The 25,103-nt window shown below is 52.4% G+C and carries 18 protein-coding genes and 1 pseudogene; 9 read left to right on the top strand and 10 right to left on the bottom strand.

The genetic code is table 11. From position 1 onward, the window contains the following. Positions 1–11: 11 nt before the first annotated feature. From H4O27_RS12615 to parC, 3 genes are all read right to left on the bottom strand, one after another. Entirely contained in the window at positions 12–1,643 is a 1,632-nt protein-coding gene (locus H4O27_RS12615) for a sigma-54-dependent transcriptional regulator (RefSeq protein ID WP_165009079.1), read from the bottom strand. Further along, a complete protein-coding gene (locus H4O27_RS12620; protein ID WP_165009081.1) occupies positions 1,636–3,216 on the bottom strand; it encodes an ATP-binding protein in 1,581 nt (526 codons plus the stop codon). Before H4O27_RS12620 ends, H4O27_RS12615 begins: the two co-directional genes overlap by 8 nt. 177 nt (positions 3,217–3,393) lie before the next feature. Next, on the bottom strand, positions 3,394–5,724 hold the full coding sequence (gene parC / locus H4O27_RS12625; protein ID WP_165009083.1) for a DNA topoisomerase IV subunit A: 2,331 nt from the start codon (positions 5,722–5,724) through the stop codon (positions 3,394–3,396). Positions 5,725–6,117: 393 nt separating this feature from the next. Here parC and H4O27_RS12630 point away from each other — a divergent pair, with 393 nt between their 5' ends. From H4O27_RS12630 to H4O27_RS12655, 6 genes are all read left to right on the top strand, one after another. Continuing rightward, entirely contained in the window at positions 6,118–6,909 is a 792-nt protein-coding gene (locus H4O27_RS12630; protein WP_165009085.1) for a shikimate dehydrogenase family protein, read from the top strand. Positions 6,910–6,963: 54 nt separating this feature from the next. Then, complete coding sequence (locus H4O27_RS12635; protein ID WP_165009086.1) at positions 6,964–8,649, top strand: FAD-dependent oxidoreductase; 1,686 nt, start codon at positions 6,964–6,966, stop codon at positions 8,647–8,649. Between the two features lie 252 nt (positions 8,650–8,901). Continuing rightward, positions 8,902–9,552 (top strand): 5-oxoprolinase subunit PxpB, encoded by a 651-nt coding sequence (gene pxpB, locus H4O27_RS12640; RefSeq protein WP_165009088.1) that lies wholly within the window; start codon positions 8,902–8,904, stop codon positions 9,550–9,552. Beyond that, the gene (locus tag H4O27_RS12645) at positions 9,549–10,478 is read left to right on the top strand and encodes a 5-oxoprolinase subunit C family protein (protein ID WP_165009090.1); all 930 of its coding nucleotides are present in this window, start codon (positions 9,549–9,551) and stop codon (positions 10,476–10,478) included. The genes pxpB and H4O27_RS12645 overlap by 4 nt, the downstream gene beginning before the upstream one ends. Next, positions 10,465–11,205 (top strand): 5-oxoprolinase subunit PxpA, encoded by a 741-nt coding sequence (pxpA, locus tag H4O27_RS12650; protein WP_165009092.1) that lies wholly within the window; start codon positions 10,465–10,467, stop codon positions 11,203–11,205. The genes H4O27_RS12645 and pxpA overlap by 14 nt, the downstream gene beginning before the upstream one ends. A gap of 233 nt (positions 11,206–11,438) precedes the next feature. Next, a complete protein-coding gene (locus H4O27_RS12655) occupies positions 11,439–12,629 on the top strand; it encodes an NRAMP family divalent metal transporter (RefSeq protein WP_165009094.1) in 1,191 nt (396 codons plus the stop codon). A 281-nt stretch (positions 12,630–12,910) separates the two neighbouring features. Here H4O27_RS12655 and H4O27_RS12660 read toward each other — a convergent pair whose 3' ends face one another. Together H4O27_RS12660 and H4O27_RS12665 are read right to left on the bottom strand one after the other, a co-directional pair. After that, positions 12,911–14,863: a transglutaminase TgpA family protein gene (locus tag H4O27_RS12660; protein ID WP_193004283.1), complete on the bottom strand. Its 1,953-nt coding sequence runs from the start codon at positions 14,861–14,863 to the stop codon at positions 12,911–12,913. A 152-nt stretch (positions 14,864–15,015) separates the two neighbouring features. Next, positions 15,016–15,324: a YfcZ/YiiS family protein gene (locus H4O27_RS12665; protein ID WP_165009096.1), complete on the bottom strand. Its 309-nt coding sequence runs from the start codon at positions 15,322–15,324 to the stop codon at positions 15,016–15,018. Between the two features lie 312 nt (positions 15,325–15,636). Between H4O27_RS12665 and H4O27_RS12670 the strand changes: the two genes are divergently transcribed. Beyond that, a complete protein-coding gene (locus H4O27_RS12670; protein WP_165009098.1) occupies positions 15,637–16,320 on the top strand; it encodes a 2,3-diphosphoglycerate-dependent phosphoglycerate mutase in 684 nt (227 codons plus the stop codon). Between the two features lie 212 nt (positions 16,321–16,532). Here the strand turns inward: H4O27_RS12670 and H4O27_RS13685 are convergent. Beyond that, positions 16,533–16,919, bottom strand: a pseudogene (locus H4O27_RS13685) (transposase); the annotation flags it as partial. Positions 16,920–17,186: 267 nt separating this feature from the next. On the opposite strand from H4O27_RS13685, the gene H4O27_RS12680 reads away from it, so the two are divergent. Further along, on the top strand, positions 17,187–18,332 hold the full coding sequence (locus H4O27_RS12680) for a 5-methyltetrahydropteroyltriglutamate--homocysteine S-methyltransferase (RefSeq protein ID WP_165009102.1): 1,146 nt from the start codon (positions 17,187–17,189) through the stop codon (positions 18,330–18,332). Positions 18,333–18,599: 267 nt separating this feature from the next. Here H4O27_RS12680 and H4O27_RS12685 read toward each other — a convergent pair whose 3' ends face one another. The 3 genes from H4O27_RS12685 to H4O27_RS12695 form a co-directional block, all read right to left on the bottom strand. After that, positions 18,600–20,168 (bottom strand): AbgT family transporter, encoded by a 1,569-nt coding sequence (locus tag H4O27_RS12685; RefSeq protein ID WP_165009104.1) that lies wholly within the window; start codon positions 20,166–20,168, stop codon positions 18,600–18,602. A gap of 159 nt (positions 20,169–20,327) precedes the next feature. Then, positions 20,328–20,546, bottom strand: coding sequence for a universal stress protein (locus tag H4O27_RS12690; protein ID WP_165009106.1), 219 nt, complete (start codon positions 20,544–20,546; stop codon positions 20,328–20,330). Between the two features lie 747 nt (positions 20,547–21,293). Next, on the bottom strand, positions 21,294–22,085 hold the full coding sequence (locus H4O27_RS12695) for an inositol monophosphatase family protein (protein ID WP_165009108.1): 792 nt from the start codon (positions 22,083–22,085) through the stop codon (positions 21,294–21,296). 145 nt (positions 22,086–22,230) lie between these two features. Here H4O27_RS12695 and H4O27_RS12700 point away from each other — a divergent pair, with 145 nt between their 5' ends. Next, a complete protein-coding gene (locus H4O27_RS12700) occupies positions 22,231–22,956 on the top strand; it encodes a 16S rRNA (uracil(1498)-N(3))-methyltransferase (protein WP_165009151.1) in 726 nt (241 codons plus the stop codon). 68 nt (positions 22,957–23,024) lie between these two features. Here H4O27_RS12700 and glyS read toward each other — a convergent pair whose 3' ends face one another. Continuing rightward, complete coding sequence (gene glyS / locus H4O27_RS12705; protein ID WP_165009110.1) at positions 23,025–25,088, bottom strand: glycine--tRNA ligase subunit beta; 2,064 nt, start codon at positions 25,086–25,088, stop codon at positions 23,025–23,027. Between the last annotated feature and the right edge of the window lie 15 nt (positions 25,089–25,103).

The following is a 25,103-nucleotide window of genomic DNA, read 5'->3' on the forward strand; positions in this document are numbered from 1 at the left end:
GTTTGAATGATTTAGTTAATGCTCAAGCGTTCCATACGGTAGCGCATCGAACGGAAAGTTATACCCAACAGCTTGGCCGCTTGGGTACGGTTGTAGCGGGTTTGTTCCAAAGCCTTTTGAATGATGTCGCGTTCGATTTGGTCGAGGTAATCCTGAATCTGCATGGTGCGCGGGTCAAACGGCGGCAAAGGCTCATGATTCAATGACGTTTCCGATACGGAGTCACTAATGTCTTTCAAAGAAAGACTGTGCCGGCCGCGCGGCTCATCATCGGCGGGTGTGTTGTGGATTTGCAGGTCATCCAGTTGGATTACGGTGCCGACAGTCAGGGCAACGGCACGCTCGAGAATGTTTTCCAATTCGCGGAAATTGCCCGGGTAGCTGTAATGCAGCAGGGCTTCTTGGGCTTTGGGACTGAGCTTGTAGGTTTGATTGCCGTGGCGGTGTTTGTAGAGCAAATACAGAATCAGCGCGCCCAAATCTTCACGCATTTCGCGCAATGGCGGCATGTGCAGTGACACCACGTTTAAGCGGTAATACAAGTCTTGGCGGAATGCGCCGCTTTCGACCAGTGCTTCAAGGTTTTTGTGGGTGGCGCAGACAATGCGTACGTCTACAAAACTTTCGCGGGCATCGCCAATGCGGCGCACGGCTTTTTCCTGAATAGCGCGCAAGAGTTTTACCTGCATGGCCAAAGGCAGGTCGGCCACTTCGTCAAGAAACAGCGTGCCGCCGTCGGCATGTTGGAAAAAGCCCAAGCGGTCTTGGTCGGCGCCGGTAAAGCTGCCTTTTTTGTAACCGAAAAATTCGCTTTCCATCAGGTTTTCCGGAATTGCACCACAGTTGACTGCGATAAACGGCTTATCGGCGCGATCGGATAATTCATGTATAGTGCGTGCGGCCTGTTCTTTACCCGTACCCGACTCACCGGCAATGTATACCGGCACATCGCTGCGGGAGAGACGGCGGATTAAATGGCGCGCTTCAACCATTTGCGGCGAGGTGCCCAGCAGGCGCGGCATATCGGCTTCGCCACCCGGTTTCGGCGTTTCTTGCGATGGCATGGCTTCGCTGCCGGAGAAGCGCTCTTTCATAGAACGCAGGCCGTCGGGCACGGAAATCGGCTTGTTCAAATCACGCGATGCAGTTTTGACGGCAGCAGACTGCGCTTGACGGGCAACCATCGCAGCCGGCGGTTTATTTAAGGCGGCGGTCACCGGTGCAGGCGCAGGTTTGACCGGTGGCGGTGTAGACGGTACTTCGGCATTGTCGGCCACTTTTACCGCCGATTTCACCAACGAACGCAGTTGCGATAGGGTAATCGGTTTTTGCAGGTAATCGAATGCGCCCGCCTTTAAGGCTTCCACCGCCTGATCAGCATTGCCGTAGGCGGTAATCACGGCCACGGGCGTGTCGAGCATCAGTTCGTCGATGTATTGCACCACTTCCAAGCCCGAGCCATCGGGCATACGCATGTCGGTCAATACCAGCGAATAATCGTTGTTGTCGAGCTTGTCTTTGGCTTCTTCGACACCTTCGGCAGTTTCCACGCGCAGCCCCATTTTCATTAGGGTCATTTCCATCAGGTCGCGGATGTCGGCTTCGTCATCGACAACTAAAACGGGATCTTGCAGCTTACTCATTGCTGTCCTTCGGTAAAATCAGTTCAAAACCGTTCATTTCAGGATGATAGTGCAGTTGGCCCAAGTTGGCATGCGCCAATTCGCGGGCAACGTACAAGCCCAAACCTGTGCCTTGTTTTTCGGTGGTGTAAAACGGCTCGAACAAATGATTGCGCACTTCCGGTGCGACACCTTTGCCGTTGTCGGCCACCACAATCGAGATGTGCATGCGGCCGCTCGGGCGGATTAATACGGTGATGGCATTTTCATCCTGACGGCTGTGGCGCCAAGCATTGTTACATAGGTTCCACATGATTTGCTGCAAATGCATGGGGTCGGATAAGACGGTTAAGTTGGAGCCTTCCATGTTCATACGCAGGCAGCCGATGGCGGCAGGATTGTTTAAGGTAAATTCCTGCTTGAAACCGAGCCAGAATTTCATCAGGTGAATCGGCGCGCGGCTGATGTTGTCGCGCTTGTTGAGCAGGGAAATGTCTTCCAGCATTTTGTCGATGCGCTGGATGTTGCTGTCGATGATGCCGTAGAGCTTGGCTTTTACCGGATCGATGTCTTCATCATCTTGCAGTAAATCGCTGGCGTGGCGGATGGCCGACATCGGGTTGCGGATTTCGTGCGCCAGATTGGCGGTGAGCTGACCCAATGACGTTAATTTGGTCGACATCGCTTCGGCCGCTACTTCGCGCAAAGAACGCACATACAGCATCAGCAATTCGGTTTGCTCCTGAATCAGGGGTACGGCGCGCACGTGCATGGCGTGTTGGAAAATATGAATATCGGTTTCAAAAGCTTTGTCGGGCTGATATTGCCAGCGCGACACCAATTCGCCGAACACAAATTCCTGTTGATCCACTGCCAAACTCGGAAAATAATTTTTGGCTTGTTTGTTGAACAGCCAAACACGCTGGCCGGCATCAATCACAATCACCGCTTCTTGCACGCGGTTCAACACCAATCGATTCAAGCCGCTGATACGGCGGTAGGCAAGCTGGTGTTTGCTGGCCGATTCGGTGGCCTGCTCAAGGTATTTGGCGGCAAAAGCGGTCAACATGGCGACCAGATAGCTGGCACCAATCAGCAATACGCAGGTAATGACGCTTTGGTTTTTCCATTCCAGCGGTGAGAATTGGATACCGCCGTCTAGAAACAGCAAAATCACAAACAAAAGCGAGGCATAACCGGCATAAAGCATCGGGTAATGGCCATAGCTCAAGAGGCAAGACGTGGCGATAAACGGCAGCACCAAAATAGCAAAGCCCGAATCGAGCCCTCCCGCGATATACACCAGAATGATCATCATGGAAATATCGACCACCGCGCTGGCATTAGGTAAATCAAGCGATTGCCATTGCCAATCCGGTCGGAATACCGACAGCAGAACTAAAAAGGAATACAACGCCGCCCAGCTATAAAATTCGACGGTTGGAAATGCCACGTTTTTCAGATTGATGCCGCTGTATATCCCCAAAACTTGGAAAACCAGTAGCGACAACACGATTACTATCCGGGCCACATTAATCAGCCCGGGAATGCGTTCGCTTAAGTTGTCCAATTCCTGATTACTGAATTTTGTCATGTTCAGCGCACCTATTAAGATACTGTTATTTTATTAATCATTAGAATAAATGATTCGGCAGCCTGTCGTATGACTGCCGGATTTGCCGTTCCCAATCAATCGGCAACAGCCTGTATTGTCCAAAGAATATCACGATTTGGCATAAAGTGTGATGACATCGGCCAAATCATGCTGAGGTTATACGGAACCTGCGCCGAATAATTGTTTCAGGCGGCCCGAAAGCGGCAAAGGTTTGCCTTTTTTGCCGCGTTTGCCGCTGATGCCGGCGAGCTGAATGCGTTCTTTATGCGTTGCACCGCGTTTGCCTTCGCTTTCGGCGTGGATTTCCGGTGTAGAGACGACGGCGATGTGTGCCAATTGTTCTTTCTCGCCCAAGCTGATAAGCTGCAGACCGCGGCCTTTGGTCATGACTTTGAGTTCGTTGAGCGTAAAGGCCAAGGCTTTGCTTTCTTCCCATAAAGAGGTTTGACACTCGGCCACCGCCACCACTTTGCAATCCGGATTAATCAGCGACGAAGCATATACCGGCACCGGCGGCAACACCGTTTCGCCCGCTTCCACGTTCATTACCACTTTACCCGCTTTCACGCGGCCGACCATGTCGCCGAGTTTGGCGATAAAGCCGTAGCCGCTGCTGTTGCTCAACAGATAATGCTGATCCGGCAGGCCGGTGAGCATAGCGACCACTTCGGCACCGTTTTGTATATCGACCAAAGAAGCCACCGGCACGCCGTCACCGCGTCCGCCCGGGATTTCCGAGGCATCCAGCGTGTAGGTACGGCCTTGCGAATCGAGCACCACCACCGGCCACACGGTACGGCTTTCTAAGGTCTGTTTCAAACCGTCGCCTTCTTTGAACGTGGTCTGCGCCAAATCCAAATTGTGGCCGACGCGGCTGCGTATCCAGCCTTTTTTCGACAAAATCAGCGTCACCGGCTCGTCGGCGGTGGTTTGTGTCAGCGTGGCGCGGCCGGCTTCTTTGACTAAGGTACGGCGCTCGTCGCCGAATTGCTTCATGTCTGCCTGCATTTCTTTGATGATGAGCTTTTTCTTTTCGTTCTCATCACCCAGCAGCAGATTCAGACGGCCTTCTTCTTCGCGCAGTTCGGCCAGTTCTTTTTCCAGCTTAAATCCTTCCAAACGTGCGAGTTGGCGCAGGCGGATTTCGAGAATGTCCTCCGCCTGGATTTCGCTCAAATCAAACGCCGCCATCAAATCGGCTTTCGGTTCGTCCGATTCGCGAATCACACGAATCACTTCGTCAATGCTTAAGAAAACTTTCAGACGGCCTTCGAGAATGTGTAGGCGTTTTTCCACTTGGGTCAGGCGGAATTTCAGACGGCGTGTTACCGTAATCACACGGAATTCCAGCCATTCTTGCAATATAGCCTTCAGGTTTTTTTGTGCAGGACGGTTGTCCAAGCCCATCATGACCAAGTTGACCGGTACATTGCCTTCTAAAGAAGTTTGCGCCATCAGCGTGTTCATAAACGCATCCGGCTCAATGCGGCTGGATTTCGGCTCGAATACCAAGCGCACGGGATGTTCGCCGTCGGATTCGTCACGCACTTTTTCAATCAAATCCAGCATCAGTTTTTTGGTGTTGAGCTGGTCTTGGTTGAGCTGTTTCTTACCGGCTTTCGGCTTCGGATTGGTTTGTTCTTCGATTTCGGCAAGAATCTTGGCGGCGTTGGCGTTGGGCGGCAGCTCGGTCACAACCGCCCGCCATTGGCCGCGCGCCAGTTTTTCGATTTCATAACGCGCACGCACGCGCACGCTGCCTTTGCCGCTTTCGTAAATCTGCTGCAAATCGGCAGCAGGGGTGATGATTTGGCCGCCGCCGGCAAAGTCGGGTGCGGGAATGTAGCCCATCAAATCGGCGGTTTCCAGCGAAGGCTTCTTCAGCAGGGCAATCGCCGCTTTGGTGACTTCGGTGAGATTGTGCGACGGAATTTCGGTTGCCATGCCCACGGCAATGCCGCTGGCACCGTTGAGTAGCACCATCGGCAGGCGGGCGGGCAGGTGGACGGGTTCGTCAAACGCGCCGTCGTAGTTGGGCACGAAATCGACTGTGCCTTGATTAATTTCGCTGAGCAATAATTCCGCAATCGGCGTTAAACGCGCTTCGGTGTAACGCATGGCCGCCGCACCGTCGCCGTCGCGCGAGCCGAAGTTGCCGATGCCGTCAATCAGCGGATAACGCAGCGTGAAATCCTGTGCCATGCGCACCATCGCTTCATATGCCGAGCTGTCGCCGTGCGGGTGGTATTTACCTAAAATCTCGCCGACTACGCGCGCCGATTTCACCGGTTTTGCCCCCGCAGTCAAACCCATGTCGCGCATGGCATAAAGAATGCGGCGCTGCACCGGCTTCTGGCCGTCTGAAACTTCCGGCAGCGCGCGGCCTTTGACCACGCTCATGGCATATTCCAGATATGCGCGTTCGGCATATTGGCCCAGAATCAGACGGTCGGATTGGATAGGGGAAACAGGGGTTGGCTCGTTCATGGTGCGGCTAAAATTAATAGTGAAATTCAAGCGCCGTATTGTAAAGCAAAACCGCGTTTCTTGCTTAAGTTTGAAAAGGCCGGTGCCTTTGCAAAATCCCCGTCTTCGGCACGTTTCTTCATTATACGCTGCCCGAAAGCTTGTTTGTCTCCATGATATGCGTGCGCTTTCTGTGCTGCGTTCACTTTGAACTGTACTCAAATCTGGCGTTTTTCAACGGTTTCAGGCCGTCTGAAAGGACAACGGGTTTCAGACGGCCTGACTGAATTTTTCCGTGCAGTGATTACGGTTTTGTGATGTCTCTTATGCAGGATATGAACTGGTTTGCCCTCCAAAATTGCGCTAGACTTTTTTCGATTACATCACACTACATTTTCGATAAAGGATAGTGCCATGGAGATTCAATTAAACGGCTCAACGCGGATTTATTATGTGATCGGCGACCCGGTTGCGCAGGTGAAATCGCCAAGCTTGGTCACCGAAGCGTTTCAAAACAAAGGCTTGAATGCGGTGTGCGTGCCTGCGCATGTCGCGCCCCATCAGCTGGCTGCGTTTTTCAATGCAGTGAAAGCCATGCAGAATGTTGACGGCTTGATGATTACTGTGCCGCACAAAATCGCGTTTGCCGGTTTGTGCGACGAATTATCCGACGCGGCGCGTTTCTTACACGCCACCAACTGCGTGCGCCGTGAAGGCGGTAAATGGGTCGGCGATATGTTCGACGGTCAGGCGCAGGTGGAGGCTTTGCAGCGCAACGGTGCGCAGTTGCAGGGTAAAAAAGCGATTGTGGCCGGTGCGGGCGGTGCGGGTACGGCCATTGCCCACGCGATTTTGACGGCCGGCGTCAGCGAACTGGCAATTGTGGAAATGGACACCGCCCGCCGGGACGGTTTGATTGAGCGTTTAAACAGCTTGGGCTTAGGCAAAGTCTATGCCGGAACCACCGACCCGACCGGTTTTGGTATTGTGGTCAATGCCACGCCGATGGGCATGCGCGAAGATGACCCGCTGCCGTTTGACGGCGATAAGCTGACGGCGGATATGTTTGTCGGCGATGTGGTCACCACGCCTGCATTGACGGCATGGATTGCCCACGCGCAAAAAATCGGCTGCCAAACGTCCACCGGTATGGATATGTTTGAAAGCGTGCGTGATTTGATGGTGGATTTTTTGCTGGCGAAATGATTTCAGACGGCCTTTGTTTATCAGGCCGTCTGAAACCCGAATCGGAGAACAAACATGACAAAACAAGTAGATGTATTGGTAATCGGCGGCGGTGCGGCCGGTATGACTGCTGCTCTGACTGCCAAGCGTGAAGGCCTGGATGTGGTATTGTGCGAAAAAGCGCCGTATGTGGGCGGCATTACCGCTACTTCCGGCGGCACGACGTGGGTGCCGGGTACGCATTTGAGCGACAAAGCCGGTGTGCCGGATAAAGTTGACGACGCGCGCACGTTTTTAAGCCATGTCTGTGCCGGTCGCGGCGGCGATGAGCTGCGCGAAGCATTTTTGGTATCCGGTCCGGAAATGATTCGCGAATTGGATACACACACCGATGTGAAATTTGCGGCCGCTACCGCCCACCCCGACTATATCGGCAACTTGCCGGGCGAAGCGTATGGCGGCCGTGCGCTGGCGCCGGTGCCGTTCGAAGCAGCGGTGTTGGGCAAAGATTTCGACCGAGTGCGCCCGCCGCGCCGCGAGTTTATGGGCTTGGGCGGCATGATGGTCAACCGCAGCGAATTGGACGCGCTGCTCAATCCCTTCAAAAGTGCAGACAATTTCAAAACCACGATGAAAGTGGTGCTGCCGTATTTTAAAGACCGTCTGAAATACAAGCGCGGTACGCGTTTGGTGATGGGTAATGCGCTGGTCGGCCGTCTGTATTACAGCTTGGTCAAACACCGGGTGCCGGTGTGGTTCGAATCGCCGCTGGTGCGTTTGCTGGTGGAAGACGGCAAAGTGGTCGGTGCGGCGGTAAAACGCGACGGCGTGGAAACCGAAATCCGCGCCCGCAAAGGCGTGGTGCTGGCGACCGGCGGTGTCGGCCGCAATGCAGCGTTGCGCGAACAATTTTTCCCGAAAGGCACGCCCGATTCTTATGCGCCCGAAAGCAACACCGGCGACGGCATTCAAGCCGGTGCGGCTATTGGTGCGGCTTTGGGTAACCAAACTGCTCCGGCCTTGTGGTTCCCGACGTCTTACCATCGACTCGACGACGGCTACCAAGCCATGTGGCCGCACATCATTCTCGACCGCGCCAAGCCCGGCTTACTGGCGGTGTTGCCCGACGGCAAACGCTTTGTCAACGAAAGCGATTCCTACCATGACTTTTCCGACGCACAAATCCGCCGCAGCCAAGAGCAGGGCGGGACGGTGTTGCCGGCTTATCTGATCGTCGATGATGCGTTTGTCAACAAATACGGCTTGGGCTTTATCATGCCGGGAGGCAAATCGTTGCAGCGATATTTGAAACGCGGCTATCTTAAAAAAGCCGCTAATCTGCACGATTTGGCCGTGCAGTCGGGCATCGAACCGGCTACCTTGCAGGCAACCGTAGCGCGTTACAACGAATTGGCTGCCACCGGCGAAGACAGCGATTTCGGACGCGGCAGCAGCAAAATGAACCGTTTCAACGGCGATGCCAATGTCCGGCCCAACCCCTGCTTGCGCCCGTTTGTGACGCAAGGTGCGGTGTACGCGCTGATGGTCAAACCTGCCGATTTAGCAGGCAGCTTGGGATTGGAATGCAACACCGTCGGCCAAGTGCTGCATGAAAACGGCCAAGCCATCGAAGGCTTGTATGCCTGCGGCAACGACTTGGCTTCCATTTTCAAAGGCACTTATCCCGGCCCCGGCACCACCATCGGCCCGGGCATGGTGTTCGGCTGGCGCATTGCGAAACATTTGGCAGGAAAGCTGTAATTCTTGCTTGATTAGGATAACAGGCCGTCTGAAATGTTCAGACGGCTTTTTTTAAGTGGATCCGCTATATAGTGGATTCACTATAATTTTTTAATATAAGCCGTTGGGCGTAAGTCAAAATAAGGCTTTTTCGCTGCAACATGCTTATATTATTGACAAATGTTTTGTGCGACATTATAAGCATGGAAAAGGCAGTGTCCCTGCGCCCGTCCGCTTTTAATTAAGAAGAACATAATTAAGAAGAACACAATCATGTCTGCATTCGAAATCCATCCTATCAGCGAAACAGCTCTATGCTGCAATTTGCCGCCGCCCGCCTGTTTAGACAACCAGCGCCGGCTGTGGGCCTTGGCTGATATTTTGGCCGCATGGCCTCAGGTAGCCGAAACCGTTACCGGCATGAACAATCTCACCGTGTTTGCCAAGCCCGGTATGCCGCTTGAAGAATTGGCGGCGGAATTATCACATATTTGGCCGCAAACCGGAGCGGCACAACACCAAGGCCGGCATATCGACATCCCTGTGGTTTACGGTGGCGAATACGGCGTAGATTTAGCGGGAGTGGCGGCATTTCACGGTATCAGTGCGGCAGAAGTGGTACGCCGCCATACCGAGCCCGTTTACACGGTTTTCATGATGGGTTTCCAGCCCGGTTTTCCTTATTTGGGAGGTCTGCCCGAACATCTGCACACACCCCGCCATGCGGTGCCGCGCACGCAGGTGCCCGCCGGTTCGGTAGGCATCGGCGGCAGCCAGACCGGCATGTACCCGTTTTCCTCGCCCGGCGGCTGGCAATTAATCGGCCATACCGATGCACCGCTTTTTCAGACGGACTCTTACCCGCCTACGATGTTGCAGGCGGGGGATACCGTGCGCTTTGTGGCAGAAAGGATTGAACTGTGATTGATATTCAGGAAGTGACGGCACTGGCGCATGTGCAGGATTTAGGGCGTTACGGCCGGCGCCGTTTCGGTATCGGCCATGCCGGTGCGATGGATACGCAGGCATTGCAGGCAGGCAATATCCTGCTGGGGAATTTACCCGGAGCCGCGGCAATCGAAGTAGTGCTCGGCGGCTTAAGCGTGCGTTTCGGCCGCGATACACCGTTTTGCATTACCGGTGCCGTTTATGAAGCCGATCTTGACGGCGAACCGGTTTATTCCTATTGGCGTTACACCGCCGAAGCAGGGCAGACACTGTATTTGAAGCGGGCGGTGCAGGGGATGTACGGTTATCTATGCGTGGCCGGCGGTATTGACGTCCCCGAAGTGATGGGTTCGCGCAGTACCGATTTGAAGGCCGCTTTCGGCGGTTTTGAAGGGCGGGCGCTGCATTCGGGAGACATTTTGCCGCAAGGCGCGGGCGAACACTATTTGAGCCGTGTAGGCATCGCCCCCTTGTTTTCAGACGGCATCATCCATGCCTTGCCCTCATCCGAATATCACTTGTTCGATTGTGCTTCCCGCACGGCTTTTTGGAATACTTTGTGGCGGCTGCAAAGCGACAGCAACCGAATGGGATATCGTTTTTCCGGTGCAGAGCTGAATTTGGCCGGAGCCGTGGAAATGTTGTCGCACGCCGTGACCGCCGGTACCGTGCAAGTGCCGCCGAGCGGCCTGCCCATCGTGTTGACCGCCGACTGCCAAACGACCGGAGGTTACCCGAAAATCGCCTGTGTGGCGGCCGCCGATTTGGGCAAACTGGCACAAACACGCTTCGGCAGTGCAGTCAGATTCCGCATGACCGACACGGCACATGCCCTGCGGCTGCAACGCAAAAACCAAGCCTATCTCAATCACATTAAAAGGATAGCCGGTGAAAACAGTTGATTTAAATGCCGATTTGGCTGAAGGTTGCGGCATCGACCACGATTTGATGCGGCGCATCAGTTCCGCCAACATCGCTTGTGCCGCCCATGCCGGCGATGCCGTGGAAATGTACCGTGCCCTGACATGGGCAAAACAATACGGCGTACGCATCGGCTCTCATCCCGCTTTTCCCGACCGTGAAAACTTCGGCCGCCGCAACATGGTGATGCCGTCTGAATACCTGCGCGTGCACCTGCTTTATCAGCTCGGCGCACTACAGGCTTTGTGTGATACGGCAGGCGTGGCAATGAGCTACGTCAAACCGCACGGTGCGCTCTACAACCAGGCTGCCGCCGATGAACAACTGGCGGCTTTGATTGCCGATACAGTGCGTGCCTTCAACCCGAAATTGAAACTGATGGCCTTGTCGGGCAGTCTCTTGCTACAAGCCGGCGAGGCGGCGGGTTTGGGTGTCATTTCCGAGGTATTTGCCGACCGCCGCTATCTGGCCGACGGCTCACTCGTGCCGCGCACCTGCTCCAATGCACAAGTCGACAGTGATGATGAGGCCGTGGCACAAGTGCTGCGCATGGTCGAAAGTGGCGAAGTAGAAAGCGTGGACGGCACGGTGGTCAAAGTGCGTGCCGACAGTATCTGCTTACACGGCGACGGTGCGCACGCGCTTGAATTTGCCGATAAAATCCGTGCAGCTTTGCAGGAGGAAGGAATAGGCATCAGAGCTGCCTGAATCTTCATCTATATAGTGAATCCACTTTAAAATGGTACGGCACCGACCCTCCCGGATCGAAGAGAACGGTTTTGTAACGGATAAACAACAATCCGGGCAAAACCTGTCCCGTATCATTCATACTGTCTTCGACCCGCCTTATCCGTTTTAAAGTGGATTTACTGTATTTGATTTATCCGGATGGCTTTACTTTTTGAAACCTTGACGACAACAAACATAAAAGGAGAAATAATATGTCTTCCAGCAACCGCCGCAATGCCTTATTGGGCGCGGCTTTTTTGATGGCCACGTCTGCCATAGGCCCGGGTTTTCTCACCCAAACCGCCACTTTCACACAAAGCCTGTTGGCCAGCTTCGGCTTTGTGATTTTGATTTCCATCCTGCTCGACATCGGTGCCCAGCTGAATATTTGGCGGATTATCACCGTATCGGAACAGCGTGCGCAGGATATTGCCAACCGCGTTTTCCCCGGTGCAGGTTACTTTTTGGCCGCATTGATTGTAATGGGCGGCTTGGCTTTCAATATAGGCAACGTCGGTGGTGCAGGCTTGGGCTTCAATATTCTCACCGGTTGGACGGTGGAAACCGGGGCAGTGGTCAGCGGTTTGATCGCTATCGGTGTGTTTTTGTTCCGCGAGGCGGGCAGGGTAATGGACAAGTTTGCGCAAATCATGGGTTTCGTGATGATTGCGCTCACCTTTTACGTGGCATGGAAGGCATCGCCGCCTTTGGCCGAAGCAGCGGTCCGCACGTTTATCCCGGAAAAACTCGATGCGGTGGCAATTGTGACGCTGGTCGGCGGTACGGTGGGCGGCTACATTACGTTTGCCGGTGCACACCGTTTGCTGGATGCAGGTATCAAAGGCAAAGAAGCCTTACCGGAAGTCAACCGCAGCTCGGTATCGGCTATTCTGATTGCGTCCACCATGCGCGCGGTGCTGTTTCTCGCCGTGTTGGGCGTGGTGTCGCAAGGGGTTGCGCTCGATCCGAAAAATCCGGCGGCCACGCCGTTCGAGCATGTTGCGGGCAACGTCGGCCTGATGATTTTCGGCGTGGTGATTTGGGCGGCTTCGATTACTTCGGTGATCGGTGCGGCTTATACGTCGGTTTCGTTTATTTCCAGCTTCAGTCCCAAAATTGAACACCATAAAAACAAATGGATTATTGCCTTTATCGCACTTTCCACTTTGGTATTGGCCACCATCGGCCGTCCGGCGCAGGTGCTGGTGTTCGTAGGTACGCTCAACGGTTTGATTCTGCCGATTTCATTGGGTTTGATCTTGCTGGCGGCCTATCGCAAAGACATCATTGGCGATTACCGCCATCCGAAATGGATGACGGTATGCGGTTTGGCAGTAGTGGTTGCCATGGCAGTATTGAGCGGCATGACCTTGGTGAAATACATCGGCGGATTATTGGCTTAAACGAAAGCTCTGAAGCAAACAGGCCGTCTGAACACAGCGATATTGTTTCAGACAATCTTTAGTTGTAGGAAATCGTCGGGTTGTTTGCACTTTTTATGCAAAACAGCTTTTGTTTTTTACCTGAAGACCCGTTTTAGGATTGTTGAGCGTTATCGAGAACCATGCGGCTTTGCCGTGCCTTTCGGCATTCTTGGCAACACTCGGAAATTCAAAAACGGGTCTTCAGGCAAAAAAGAAAAAGTGTAAACAATGCTGGGATTTTCTGCACCTTAGCCATCAAATTACCGGTAACGCCTGGCAGCTTTTTTTACTTCACGGAACCAGCGTTTTTGTGCGCGTCTGCCGGCAGGCTTACCGGCATACAGCCAGTGTTCATAACGCGTCAGTAATGCTTCGGCAGCGGAGTCGTCCGCTTGATTGCGACGTAAAATAGCGCGTAATTCGGCGGGGGTGACGGCAGGAACCGTGTCATCGTCTTCGCCTAAAATGGCGCGTTTGAGCAGTATGAAACCGTCTTGCAACTCGTCGCGTTGGCGGTTTTTCAGCCACCAGCGCAATAAAGGCAGCAGCGCGAACGCAAGGGCAAGCGGCAGGAACAGCAACAGGCTTTTCAGGTTGAAGCCGCCCAAGCCCAGTTTTTCAAAAAGATTATTTTGTCGGGTTTGGTCGTAGTTCACCACCCATTGCTGGAAATAGAATTGTCCGGCATCGTGCCATTTGCCGAACACATTATTGCGCGACAGCAGTGATTGCTCGCTTTGTGGCAGTGCTTGGCTGATGCCTTGTTCGGTGCGCACGCCGGAAACAGCAGCGGTCGGATCGATGCGCAGCCATACTTGTTCGCTCGGCAGCCACACTTCCGCCCACGCGTGGGCATCTTTAGAACGGATTTGCCAGAATCCGGCCTGCTCGTTGAATTCCGCCCCCTGATAGCCGGTGACAATCCGCGCCGGTAAACCGGCCGCCCGCATCATCACGGCGAAACTTTGGGCGTAATGTTCGCAAAAACCTTGTTTGGATTGGAACAAAAATTCATCGACTACATGTCCGCTGCTTAACAAGCGCGGTTGCAGGGTGTAGCTGAAGCCTTGACGGCGGAAATAATTAAGCGTGTTTTGGATGAAACGGCGTTCGTTTGGTGCGTTTTCGGCCAGTTTCTTCGCCAGATTCAAGGTTTGCAGGTTGCCGTTGGGTAGGCGGGTGTAGCGGCGGTATTCGGCTTCGTTTAAAGTGTGCGGCAGGGTGTCGCTCAAGGAGGCTTGCAGGTGCAGGCGGCGCAAACCTTCGCGGCTGCGTTCGGCGCGCAAGGTGCCGCCCAAACGCCGTGCCAAACCTTGTGGCGGAGCGCCGACGGGATAGTCCAATGCGGGCAATACGCCGTTTTGGTCTCGGATAATCATTTGATAATCAATACGTTGGCCGTCTGAAACGCTTTGCGCATTGTCTTGGGCGAAACTCGGCGCAGCCTGCCATGTGCGGCCGTTAAAATCATCCATAATGATGGCGCGCCAGTAAAGGTTTTTCGGCTCGACAGTGAGGCCGTCTGAAAAAATCACATTGGCCACCCATTCGTTACTTTGCACCAAATTGCTGATGCTGCCCGGCTGCATGGTGTCGGAAAGGCCGGTTGAGGCTTGGTTGTCGCTCTTTTGCGGAATACCCCATAAGGGTTCGTCCAAACGCGGTACGCTGACGAACAACACCGCCGCCGCCGGCAAAGTCAGCAGCAATGCCATGCCGCTCCAGCGCCATGATTCGCGCAGGTTCAAACCGCCCAATACGGCGAAACACGCACTGACGGCAAACAAAGCGGCCGGCAGCCACAAGCCCACCGCCAAACTTTGGGTCAATAACACAGACGAGCCAATCAGAAACAGCATCGCCAGCAGCAACACATGCCAATCGCGCCGCGTGGCGCTTTCAAATGCCTTGAGCGTGACCATCAGCAGCAGAAAAGCGATGCCGCCCTCGCGTCCGAACACCGTGCCCAGTTGCATCCATACCAAACCGCCCGCCGCCGCCGCCATCAAAATCAGTACAGGGGCAGGCAATTTGCCGATGTTGAGATGCAGCAACACGCCGCGAAAAACCAACAGGGCAACAAATAAAAGCGTAATAGCAGGGGGCAGGGAAAACATCATCGGCAGTGCGGCAAACAGCAAGGCGGCCAGAATCACAATGGCCGTGCGCGGTGGCGGCGGAAGCGACAGAAAAGCAGGGGTGGAGGGAAGCATGGTAATGTGTGGTCGATGTTGTTATGATTCAGCGCGTTATTTTACCTGTGTTTTGCATTGCGGTGTCATGAAATCACAAGGCCGTCTGAAAACACTTTCGCTGCGAAAGGTTTTCAGACGGCCTTTTAGTATAGGTTTATTGAATCAATGGCTTAGCGTTGCTTCAGTTGGAAAATGACTTTTTCACTTTCACAGCAGAAATTGAAGGTCATCATCAGTTTGAAACCTTCTTCCACGCCGCCGATGTCGCTGATGATTTCGCAAGCCTCGCTTTCCACCGAGCGGGCAAGTTCGGTGTAATAGCCTTCCGCTTCGCGGGCGAGCTGTTCGGTTTCGTAGATTTGGACGATTTCAAAGCTGCAATTGTTGTTGTCGAGCACGGTGCCGACTTCGACAGAACAATCAGGGCATTTGCCTACGCCATTTTCTTCGGTTTCAAAAGGTTTGGCTGATTTGTCCATGCTGATTCTCCTTCGTGGATTAGAAATTTCAGTATAAATCAGTATAAACCTGAAAAAGGCCGTCTGAAAGCGGTTCGGACGGCCTTTTCACTTTATTAACATTTGGTCGGTAGTTTGATTAAAATAGGATAAAAAACAAGGTATAAACCGGTCTTTATCATTCTAATGGTTTGAACAAGGCCGTCTGAAAAATGTCTGAGTGACGAATCAGATAGGCAAATCAGCAGCGTTTGCGCACAAATCCGCAAAACGGGCGCAAATTATGTTATAAATAAAGCTTTCAAAATCCCCTAAACAAATGGAGCAATAAGAATGGAATTGGTATTTATCCGCCACGGACAAAGCGAATGGAACGCAAAAAACCTGTTTACCGGCTGGCGTGATGTCAAACTGAGCGAAAAAGGCTTGGCCGAAGCCGCCGAAGCCGGCCGCAAACTGAAAGAAAAAGGCTATGAATTCGACATCGCCTTCACTTCCGTGCTGACCCGCGCCATCAAAACCTGCAACATCGTGTTGGAAGAAAGCGACCAACTGTTTGTGCCGCAAATCAAAACCTGGCGTTTGAACGAACGCCACTACGGCCGGCTTCAAGGTTTGGACAAAAAACAAACCGCCGAAAAATACGGCGACGAGCAAGTGCACATCTGGCGCCGCAGCTACGACACTTTGCCGCCATTATTGGACAAAGACGACGAATTTTCAGCGCATAACGACCGCCGTTATGCCCATTTGCCTGCCGATGTCGTGCCGGACGGCGAAAACCTGAAAGTGACGCTGGAACGTGTGTTACCGTTTTGGGAAGACCAAATCGCCCCCGCCATTTTGAGCGGCAAACGGGTCTTGGTGGCGGCGCACGGCAACTCATTGCGCGCCTTGGCCAAACACATCGAAGGCATTTCCGACGACGACATCATGGCTTTGGAAATCCCGACCGGCCAGCCTCTGGTGTACAAATTGGATGACAATTTGAAAGTGGTTGAGAAATTCTACCTGTAAGGGTTTGAGTTTCGCGGTTTGATGAAAAGGCCGTCTGAAAACGATGATTTCGTTTTCAGACGGCCTAAAACCTTTGCAAAACTCCCTTTTCCAAACAATAAAGGTTACTTGGGTTATCAAGTAACCTTTATTTCCCCTCCAAACATACAGATTTCTCTAAATTTCCCTAAACTCCCCCGAATCCTGCCGCCCAAGCGCCCGATTTTCCATTTTCAGGCGGCAGGCGCATCGAGGTTGAATTTGTTTGCCGTTTGGGGCAAATTCAAACACACCGCTTTCAAATGACTTTGCGCATTCGCTTTCCGTAAGCCGAAATATGTTGCCCTATAGCATCGGAACTTGCGGTGCAATGTACCGAAACCCTGTTCCGCCGCATAACGGGTATTTGATAAGTATCGGTTGCGTTGTTTGTCTTCGTCTGTTAAGGGACGGACACGGCGGGCTTTACGCATGATGCCGTCTGAAAGTTTTTTTGTTGTTTAAGCATTGCAGCCTTTGCCGGCATATACGGCGGTGTATTCGGCTGTGCCGTCGAAGTGGCGGCACTCGTGTTCGTTGGCGGGGCTGACATGCAGTTGGCCGGTATCGGTGTGTTGTTTACAGCTGTTTGAATTTGCCGTCTTTTTTATCCGAAGGGCGTCTTTGTCTTTGCCGCCGGCGGTTTGGATGATGGCGGCATCGATAACGGCGGCGGCTTTTTCTATAGTGGATTCACTATACTTTTAAGCCTTTGCCGGTTAATCGGTTCTGACGGATAAGGCAGGGTTGCAAAGGTCTCGGCCTTTACTTTACAGGCCGTCTGAAACTTCGCAGATTCTGTTATACTCAGATGTTAATTATAAAACCGTTACCTAAAAAGGATTATCATGAGCACGCTTTTCCCAAACGCGACTTTACGCGACCGCGCCCCTTTCCGTTTCGACATTGTCGGCAGCTTTTTGCGCCCTGCTGCCTTGAAAAAAGCCCGCAGCCTATGCGCGTGCGGCGAGTGCTCGACCGATGAACTGCACGAAGTGGAACACGCCGAAGTGAGCCAATTGATTGCCAAAGAAAAAGCAGTCGGCCTGCCGAACGTGACTGACGGCGAATTCCGCCGTACATGGTGGCACTTGGATTTCCTGTTTGAATTATTGGGCGTGGAATTGGTAGAAGCCGAGGAATACAGTACCAAATTCCAAGTACACATGCGTCCGATTACGCTGAAAATCACCGACAAAATCGCATTCCCGAAAGTGCATCCGTTCATCAACCACTTCAAAGCCCTGAAAGCCGAAGCGGGCGATTATCCGGTGAAATTCACCATTCCGTCGCCAAGCATGCTGCACCTGATTACCTGCGTGCGCACGCCGAATCCGCAATTGATTAAGCGCTATCAAGACAACGAAGCATTGCTGTTCGCCGACATTACCCAAGCCTACATCGACGCGGGTAATGCGCTGTATGCCGAAGGCTGCCGCATTTTGCAATTGGACGACACGTCTTGGGGCGAATTCTGTTCGGAAGAAAAACGCGCCAAATACGAAGCACAAGGCTTGGATTTGGACGGCATCGCACGTCAATACGTGAAAGTGCTCAACGACATCCGCGCCGCCTTACCGCAAGACATGGCCGTTACCATGCACATTTGCCGCGGCAACTTCCGTTCGACTTGGTTCTCCAGCGGCGGTTACGAGCCGGTAGCGGAAATTTTGTTCGGCGGCTGTAACGTTGACGGCTTCTTCTTGGAATACGACAGCGACCGGGCCGGCGACTTTAAACCGTTGCGCTTCATTAAAGACCAGCAAGTCGTATTGGGTTTGGTTACCTCAAAATCCGGCGAACTGGAAGCCAAAGAAGAAATCATTGATCGCATTAAAGAAGCCACTCAGTACGTTGACATCAACCAATTGTGTCTCAGCCCGCAATGCGGTTTTGCTTCTACCGAAGAAGGCAATGAGTTGACCGAAGAAGACCAATGGAAAAAATTGGCACTGATTCGCAGCATTGTCGATGAAGTGTGGGGCGGCAAATAATCTTATCGGTTGAAAGATTATTGAAATAAGGAAAGGCCGTCTGAACGTAAAAGATTCAGACGGCCTTTTTTTGTTTCCGTGAATTAATTAGGTCAGGCTGAGGCTTTTCGGAACGCCTTCAAAGCCAACAGACACAAGGCTAATGGCCGCCATTTTGGTTTTTGTTGGTGGTTCATGAGGTTCTGTAAAGGTTTCAGGCCGTCTGAAAAATAAAGCAGCAATGCGCACTTTATCTTTCAGACGGCCTTGTTCATTAAATCCTAAACCTTAAGGCTGGTAATATGTTGCCGAACCCGGACCTACCGGCCAGCCCAATACGAACACCCACACATAGAACAAAATCATCCAGCCGATGGCAAAGGCAATCGAATAGGGCAGCATCAGCGAAACCAATGTTCCTACACCTGCGTCTTTTTTATAGCGGATGGCGATGGCCAAGGTCAGGCTGAAGAAGGGCATCATCGGCGTGATGATGTTGGTCACCGAGTCACCGATACGGTAGGCTGCCTGAATCATTTCCGGCGCGTAACCTGCCAGCATCAGCATAGGCACGAAAATCGGTGCGGTTACCGCCCATTGCGCCGAAGACGAGGCAATTATCAGGTTAATCATGCCGCAGATGATGACGAAGAATACAAATAGCAAGCCGCCGCTCAAGCCGATTTCTTTTAAGAATTCCGATCCTTTCACCGCCAAAATCGGGCCTAAGTTGCTCCAGCCGAAGTAGGCCACAAATTGCGATACAAAGAAAATCAAGGTCAGGTAAGTCGCCATCGAACGCATGGAGCTGACCATACCGTCAACCGCGTCGGAACTGGTTTTCAAGGTTCCTGCTACTTTGCCGTAAGCCAAGCCGGAAAGGGCGAAGAACACGAAAATCAACGCCACAATACCCGACATCAAAGGCGAATTCATCAAATCGCCGGTTTCCGGATGACGCAGCGGCGCACCTTCGGGCAGGCTGGCGGCGGTAATCAAACCGAGCAACACCGAAATCATGGCAAAAGCTGCCCACAAACCTTTTTTCTCTTGTGCGTTCAATTGCTCAATGCTCATGCCTTCCGCGCTGCCGTCGCCTTCGGATTTGTCGTATGCGCCCAAGCGCGGCTCGATTAATTTATCGGTAATCAGAAAGCCGAGACCGGTCACCAAGAAGGTGCTGGCCGCCATAAAATACCAGTTGGCTTGCGCGCCGACCAAATAATCCGGTGCAATCAATTGCGCAGAAGATTGGGTAATGCCCGATAAAATCGGGTCAACTGTGCCGATTAATAAGTTGGCGCTGTAGCCACCTGATACGCCGGAAAATGCAGCGGCGATACCGGCCAAAGGATGGCGGCCGAGCGAGTAGAACATCATCGCGGCCAAAGGAATAATCACCACATAGCCCAGTTCCGCCGCGATGTTGGACATTACGCCCGCGAACACTACAGACAAGGTCACCAAGCGTTTTGGCGCATTCAGCACAATGGCGCGCATGGCCGACGAAATCAGGCCGGATTTTTCCGCTACGCCCACCCCGAGCAAGGCCACCAATGCGGTGCCCAAAGGCGCGAAGCCGGTGAAGTTGCTCACCAGATGGGTGACAATCTTGGCCAAGCCTTCGCTGTTGAGCAGGTTAATCACGCGAATCATGCCGTCTTCGGCGCGGCCTTTAGTGCCTTCAGGTCGCGGGTCAACCACGCTCACGTCAAAATACGCCCCGACTGCCGATAAAATCAGCAATGCAATAATCAAGGCTAAAAATAACACCACCGGATTGGGCAGAATATTGCCCAGTCGTTCGACGATATTGAGAAAACGGTTAATGCCCGTTTGTTTAGTCGTTTGTGCCATAAATCCTCCTTTGTGAAATCAATATTTTAGCTATTGTATGTGGAATTTCGTAAATTGCTAAATATCAGGAAGTTATTAATGCACGTTTTTCGGATATAAGAAAAAGGCCGACTGCACCTGAATTCAGGTGCAGTCGGGTGCCGGGATAATCTGCTTGGATTATCCGGTGCGCACCGCCAAAACATCGGTTTGCGCGTTTTGAACGATATATTTAGAAGCCGGGCCGGCCAGTATGCCTTCCAAAGCATTCGGGCCGGCGGCACCCAAAACGATCAGATTGATGTTTTCACGCTGCGGAATGCCTTCCGACAAAAGTTGCTTAGGGGTTGCCGGTTTGCAAAAACAAATCCACTTAGCCGGCACCTTGCTGACGCGCATGTCCGGCATAATCGTTCAACATGGTTTTGGCTTCGGTTTAGAGTTGTCCACAGACGTTTTTGCGTGAGCAACGTGGTATGCCGTATCAGCGATTGAGCGAGAATATGGGCAATCACTAAGCGCGAATGGTTGTGCAGGGCAATGGCCACGGTTACGGCTTTATAAAAGGCTTTTTCTGCTTATGGGGTGCATCGATGGTGACAAGGAAGTTGCGGTATTCGAGTAACATGAGGTTGCCACCTTTTTTGTTGTCAAACAGCAGGTAAGTATTATAGTGAATCCACCTTAAAATAGTACGGCGTTGGTTCGCCTGGCCGTATCTATCTATACTGTCTTCGGCTCACCGCCTTGTCCTATTTTAAAGTGAATCCACTATATTATCTGCTTTCATTTTTAGTATAGCTGCCAAGCAGCAATGGGGGCGTAGTGTATTTACACTTATTTCATGTTTATATTGATTTCAATTGCTTATCTTAATTGAACAGTAAGTACGCAATTATAAAAAAAACAGCAGGCAAAAAAAACCATTCATACCAAGGGAGAAGTATGAATGGCCAATACATTGCGGGAAAACGTCTTACTTGCTGCACTGCCCAAAAGGGATAAAAGAGCAGTGTGTACCAGCGGGATTAATTCTACTATTCTTAGTATTAAATGCGGTTAAGAAGTGAAATAATTTTAGTAAATTGTCTAATTTATTTAGTAAATTGTCTAATTTAAGCGAATATTAAAATCAGATAAAAGGCTTTATTGATTCTGGCGTATCCAAGCAAGCCATTTATTGAATAAATTCGGCTCGAGCGCGGCGATGACCGAGCGTTTGAATACATGCTCGCCGCTCCAAAACGCATCGCCTTCCAAAGTATCCAAGCAGCCGCCCGCTTCTTCAAAAATCAGCGCACCGGCGGCATAATCCCACAATTTCTGCCCGCCGTGAACATACACATCATAGCGGCCGCTTGCCAGATAACACCAATCCATCGTACTGCAACCCATACTGCGGCTGGCACCGACCGGCGAGAGCGTGCTCATGCGGTTGGTGAGTTTGCCCGAGCGCAGGTATTTTATTTCTACACCGGCAATGGATTCTTTTAAGTTTTTTTCCACCAGGCGCAAGGGCAGGCGTGTGCTGTTTAAAAACGCGCCGTGGCCGCGTTCGGCATAAAAGCATTCGCCGCTGACCGGATTGTAAATCACTCCCAATTGCGCACACCCGTTCTGAATATGAGCCACGGAAATGGCAAAATGCGGCAGACCGTTGACGAAGTTATTCGTGCCGTCGATGGGGTCGACCACCCACAAACCGCTTTCCGAGTGTGCGTTCCACAGACGGATTTGCTCTTGCAGGGTCATTTCTTCGCCCATCATCGGACTGTTGATAACCAGCGGCAAACCTGCTGCCAGCGCGGTTTGCGCCGCCAAATCGGCTTCGCTGAGCATGGAACCGTCAACTTTGCGGCTGACCGGTGTATTGAGAAAACGCGGCATCACTTCCGTTTGCGCGACGTGACGAACCAGTTTTTGCAATCGGTGTAACAATTTTTATCCTTAAATAAGCAGAGGTCGCTTAAAATAGCGTTACCGCATCGGCCGCATGCCCCATGCCGGTATCGCGTCGACCCGAATACGGCTTGACCGCTTCGGTTTGTCTGACACATTATATACGTTAATAATCTTGAAAACTATGCCCCGTTTTTATCTTACCGATTCGCTTGCTTCAGGCCAAATCCTTGACTTGCCTGATAATATTGTGCGCCATCTGAATGTATTGCGTTTGAGACATGAAGAAGAAATTGTTTTATTCAACGGCAACGGCCATGCTTATCCTGCCCGCTTGCTGGATTTGGAAAAGCGCCGCGCCCGTGCCGAAGTATTGCGCGAAGAACGTACCGACAACGAATCTCCGCTGAACATCACTTTAATCCAATCCGTTTCCAGCGGCGAGCGCATGGATTTTACCCTGCAAAAAAGCGTGGAACTGGGCGTGAGCGAGATTCGGCCCGTGATTAGCGAACGCACCACCGTGCGCCTGCAGGGCGAGCGTGCCGACAAGAAAGTAGAACGTTGGCAGGAAATTGTCATTTCCGCCTGTGAACAAAGCGGCCGCAATATTGTGCCTAAAGTGTTGCCGCTGATTTCCTATCGTCAGGCTTTGCAGCAAATGCCGTCTGAAAAAACCAAATTATTATTGAGTTTAAACCGTGCGAAAAAGCTGAATCAAATCCAACCGTCTTCAGACAGCCTGATTTTCATGGTCGGTCCTGAAGGAGGATGGAGCGCTGCTGAAGAAAAACAAGCCTTTGCCGCCGGTTTCCAATCTGTCACCCTGGGTCCGCGCGTGTTGCGCACCGAAACCGCTTCGCTGGCGGCCATCGCGGTTATGCAGACGCTGTGGGGCGATTTTGTGTAGGGTAAAATATAGAAAAGGCCGTCTGAAACTCATGTTTCAGACGGCCTTTGGTTTAAATCATCAAAACCTTATTCGCTCAACAAAGCAATATCGGCCACTGCATTCATCTGCCCGGCCAATTGGTCCAGCAAAGCCAAGCGGTTTTGTTTGACGGCGGTATCGTCAGCCATCACCATCACACCGTCAAAGAAGGCATCGACTTGCGGCTTAATGGCGGCCAATTCGGTCAAGGCCGTCTGAAAATCACCTTGGGCAAGGGCGGCGGCGATTTTCGGCTGTAAATCGCGTGCGGCGGCAAATAAGGCTTTTTCTTCGTCTTGCTGCAACAGGCTTTCGTTGACAGTGCCCAATTCGGCATCGGCTTTTTTCAGCAGATTTTGCACGCGTTTGTTGGCAGCGGTCAGTGCAGCGGCTTCCGGCAGCGCTTTAAATGCAGCCACGGCTTGCAGCTTGGCTTCCACATCGTTCAGACGGCTTGGGTTTTTCGCCAATACTGCGGCCACGATGTCTTGCGGATAATCGTTTTGCAGCAACACAGCCAAACGAGCCTGCATAAATTCAGCCACTTCAGACGGCGTATTGGCATTGAGCAAACCTTGCGGGAATGCGGCAAAGGCCGTCTGAATCAGCTCGTTAACGTTCAAATCGTTTTGCATCACCATGCGCAAAATACCCAAAGCCGAGCGACGCAGGGCGTATGGGTCTTTGTCGCCGGTCGGAATCAGACCGATGCCCCAAATGCCGACCAAGGTTTCCAGTTTGTCGGATAATGCGGCGGCAGTGGCGACTTTGCCTTCCGGCAGCGCATCGCCTGCAAAACGCGGTTGATAGTGTTGCTCGATGGCATTGGCGATTTCTTCGGTTTCGCCGTCCAAGCGGGCATAGTATTTGCCCATCGTGCCTTGTAATTCAGGGAATTCGCCCACCATTTCGGTCACCAAATCAGCTTTTGACAAACGGGTAGCGCGTTCGGCAGCGGCGGCATCTGCGTCCAAACTTTCGGCGATATGGCGGCTGATGGCAGCCAAACGCTCAATGCGTTCGGCTTGGTTGCCCAGTTTATTGTGGTAAACCACTTGTGAAAGCTTAGGCAGACGGCTTTCCAGCGTGGCTTTTTGGTCTTGTTGATAGAAAAATTCGGCATCGGCCAAACGCGCGCGCAACACGCGCTCGTTGCCGGAAATGATGTTCGAAGGGTTGGCGGCTTCAAGGTTGGACACCAATAGGAAGCGGTTCATCAGCTTGCCCGAAGCATCTAAGAGCGGGAAGTATTTTTGGTTTTGCTGCATAGTCAGAATCAGGCATTCTTGCGGCACGGTCAAGAAATGTTCTTCAAAACCGGCTTCCAATACCACCGGCCATTCCACCAATGCGGTCACTTCTTCCAATAAGCTGTCGTCGGCCGCTACGGTAGCGTTCAGACGGCCTGCTTGTTGGTTCAAAGCCGTCTGAATCGCAGCTTTGCGCTCCGCAAACGAAGCAATCACTTTGCCTTCAGTACGCAGTTGTCCGGCATAACTGTCGGCCTGTTGAATGGTGATCACGCCGTCTGAAAGGAAGCGGTGACCTAAAGTGGCATTGCCGCTTTGCAAGCCCAAAATGCTCGCGTTCACCACATCGGCGCCGTGCAGCACAATCAGGCTGTGCACCGGACGCACAAAGGTAAAGGTGCTGCTGCCCCAACGCATCACTTTCGGAATCGGCAGCTTTTTTACTGCCTGATTAATGATGTCCTCCAACAATCCACCTAAAGGCTTGCCGGCCTGCGTGTATTCATAGGCATAGACATCTTGTTTACCGTCGTTGATGATTTTCAAATCCTCGATTTTAGCCCCCGCGCCACGGGCAAAGCCTTCCAGTGCTTTGGTCGGTGCGCCGTTTTTCATGGCGTTGGCCACAGCAGGGCCTTTTTTCACAATCTGCTGATCGACCTGAACAGACTTCACGTTTTTCACCTGTACGGCCAAACGGCGGGGCGAGGCATAGGCGGTAAATTTTACTTCGCCGTCAATCAGTTGCGCTTTTTCCAATCCTTCGGCAATGGAAGCGGCAAAATGGTTGCCCAGATTGTTCAAGGCTTTCGGCGGGAGTTCTTCGGTTAAGAGTTCGATTAGGAGGGTTTGGGTCATCATATACTTTCTGTTCTT

The organism is Neisseria yangbaofengii, assembly GCF_014898075.1.
Lineage (GTDB): Bacteria > Pseudomonadota > Gammaproteobacteria > Burkholderiales > Neisseriaceae > Neisseria > Neisseria yangbaofengii.

Coding starts and splice junctions, on each gene's coding strand:
- H4O27_RS12630 (WP_165009085.1), top strand. CDS start 6,118: ATGGAGATTCAATTAAACGGCTCAACGCGGATTTATTATGTGATCGGC.
- parC (WP_165009083.1), bottom strand. CDS start 5,724: ATGAACGAGCCAACCCCTGTTTCCCCTATCCAATCCGACCGTCTGATT.
- H4O27_RS12655 (WP_165009094.1), top strand. CDS start 11,439: ATGTCTTCCAGCAACCGCCGCAATGCCTTATTGGGCGCGGCTTTTTTG.
- pxpB (WP_165009088.1), top strand. CDS start 8,902: ATGTCTGCATTCGAAATCCATCCTATCAGCGAAACAGCTCTATGCTGC.
- H4O27_RS12680 (WP_165009102.1), top strand. CDS start 17,187: ATGAGCACGCTTTTCCCAAACGCGACTTTACGCGACCGCGCCCCTTTC.
- H4O27_RS12700 (WP_165009151.1), top strand. CDS start 22,231: ATGCCCCGTTTTTATCTTACCGATTCGCTTGCTTCAGGCCAAATCCTT.
- H4O27_RS12635 (WP_165009086.1), top strand. CDS start 6,964: ATGACAAAACAAGTAGATGTATTGGTAATCGGCGGCGGTGCGGCCGGT.
- H4O27_RS12620 (WP_165009081.1), bottom strand. CDS start 3,216: ATGACAAAATTCAGTAATCAGGAATTGGACAACTTAAGCGAACGCATT.
- H4O27_RS12615 (WP_165009079.1), bottom strand. CDS start 1,643: ATGAGTAAGCTGCAAGATCCCGTTTTAGTTGTCGATGACGAAGCCGAC.
- H4O27_RS12665 (WP_165009096.1), bottom strand. CDS start 15,324: ATGGACAAATCAGCCAAACCTTTTGAAACCGAAGAAAATGGCGTAGGC.
- H4O27_RS12685 (WP_165009104.1), bottom strand. CDS start 20,168: ATGGCACAAACGACTAAACAAACGGGCATTAACCGTTTTCTCAATATC.
- H4O27_RS12670 (WP_165009098.1), top strand. CDS start 15,637: ATGGAATTGGTATTTATCCGCCACGGACAAAGCGAATGGAACGCAAAA.
- H4O27_RS12690 (WP_165009106.1), bottom strand. CDS start 20,546: ATGCGCGTCAGCAAGGTGCCGGCTAAGTGGATTTGTTTTTGCAAACCG.
- glyS (WP_165009110.1), bottom strand. CDS start 25,088: ATGATGACCCAAACCCTCCTAATCGAACTCTTAACCGAAGAACTCCCG.
- H4O27_RS12660 (WP_193004283.1), bottom strand. CDS start 14,863: ATGCTTCCCTCCACCCCTGCTTTTCTGTCGCTTCCGCCGCCACCGCGC.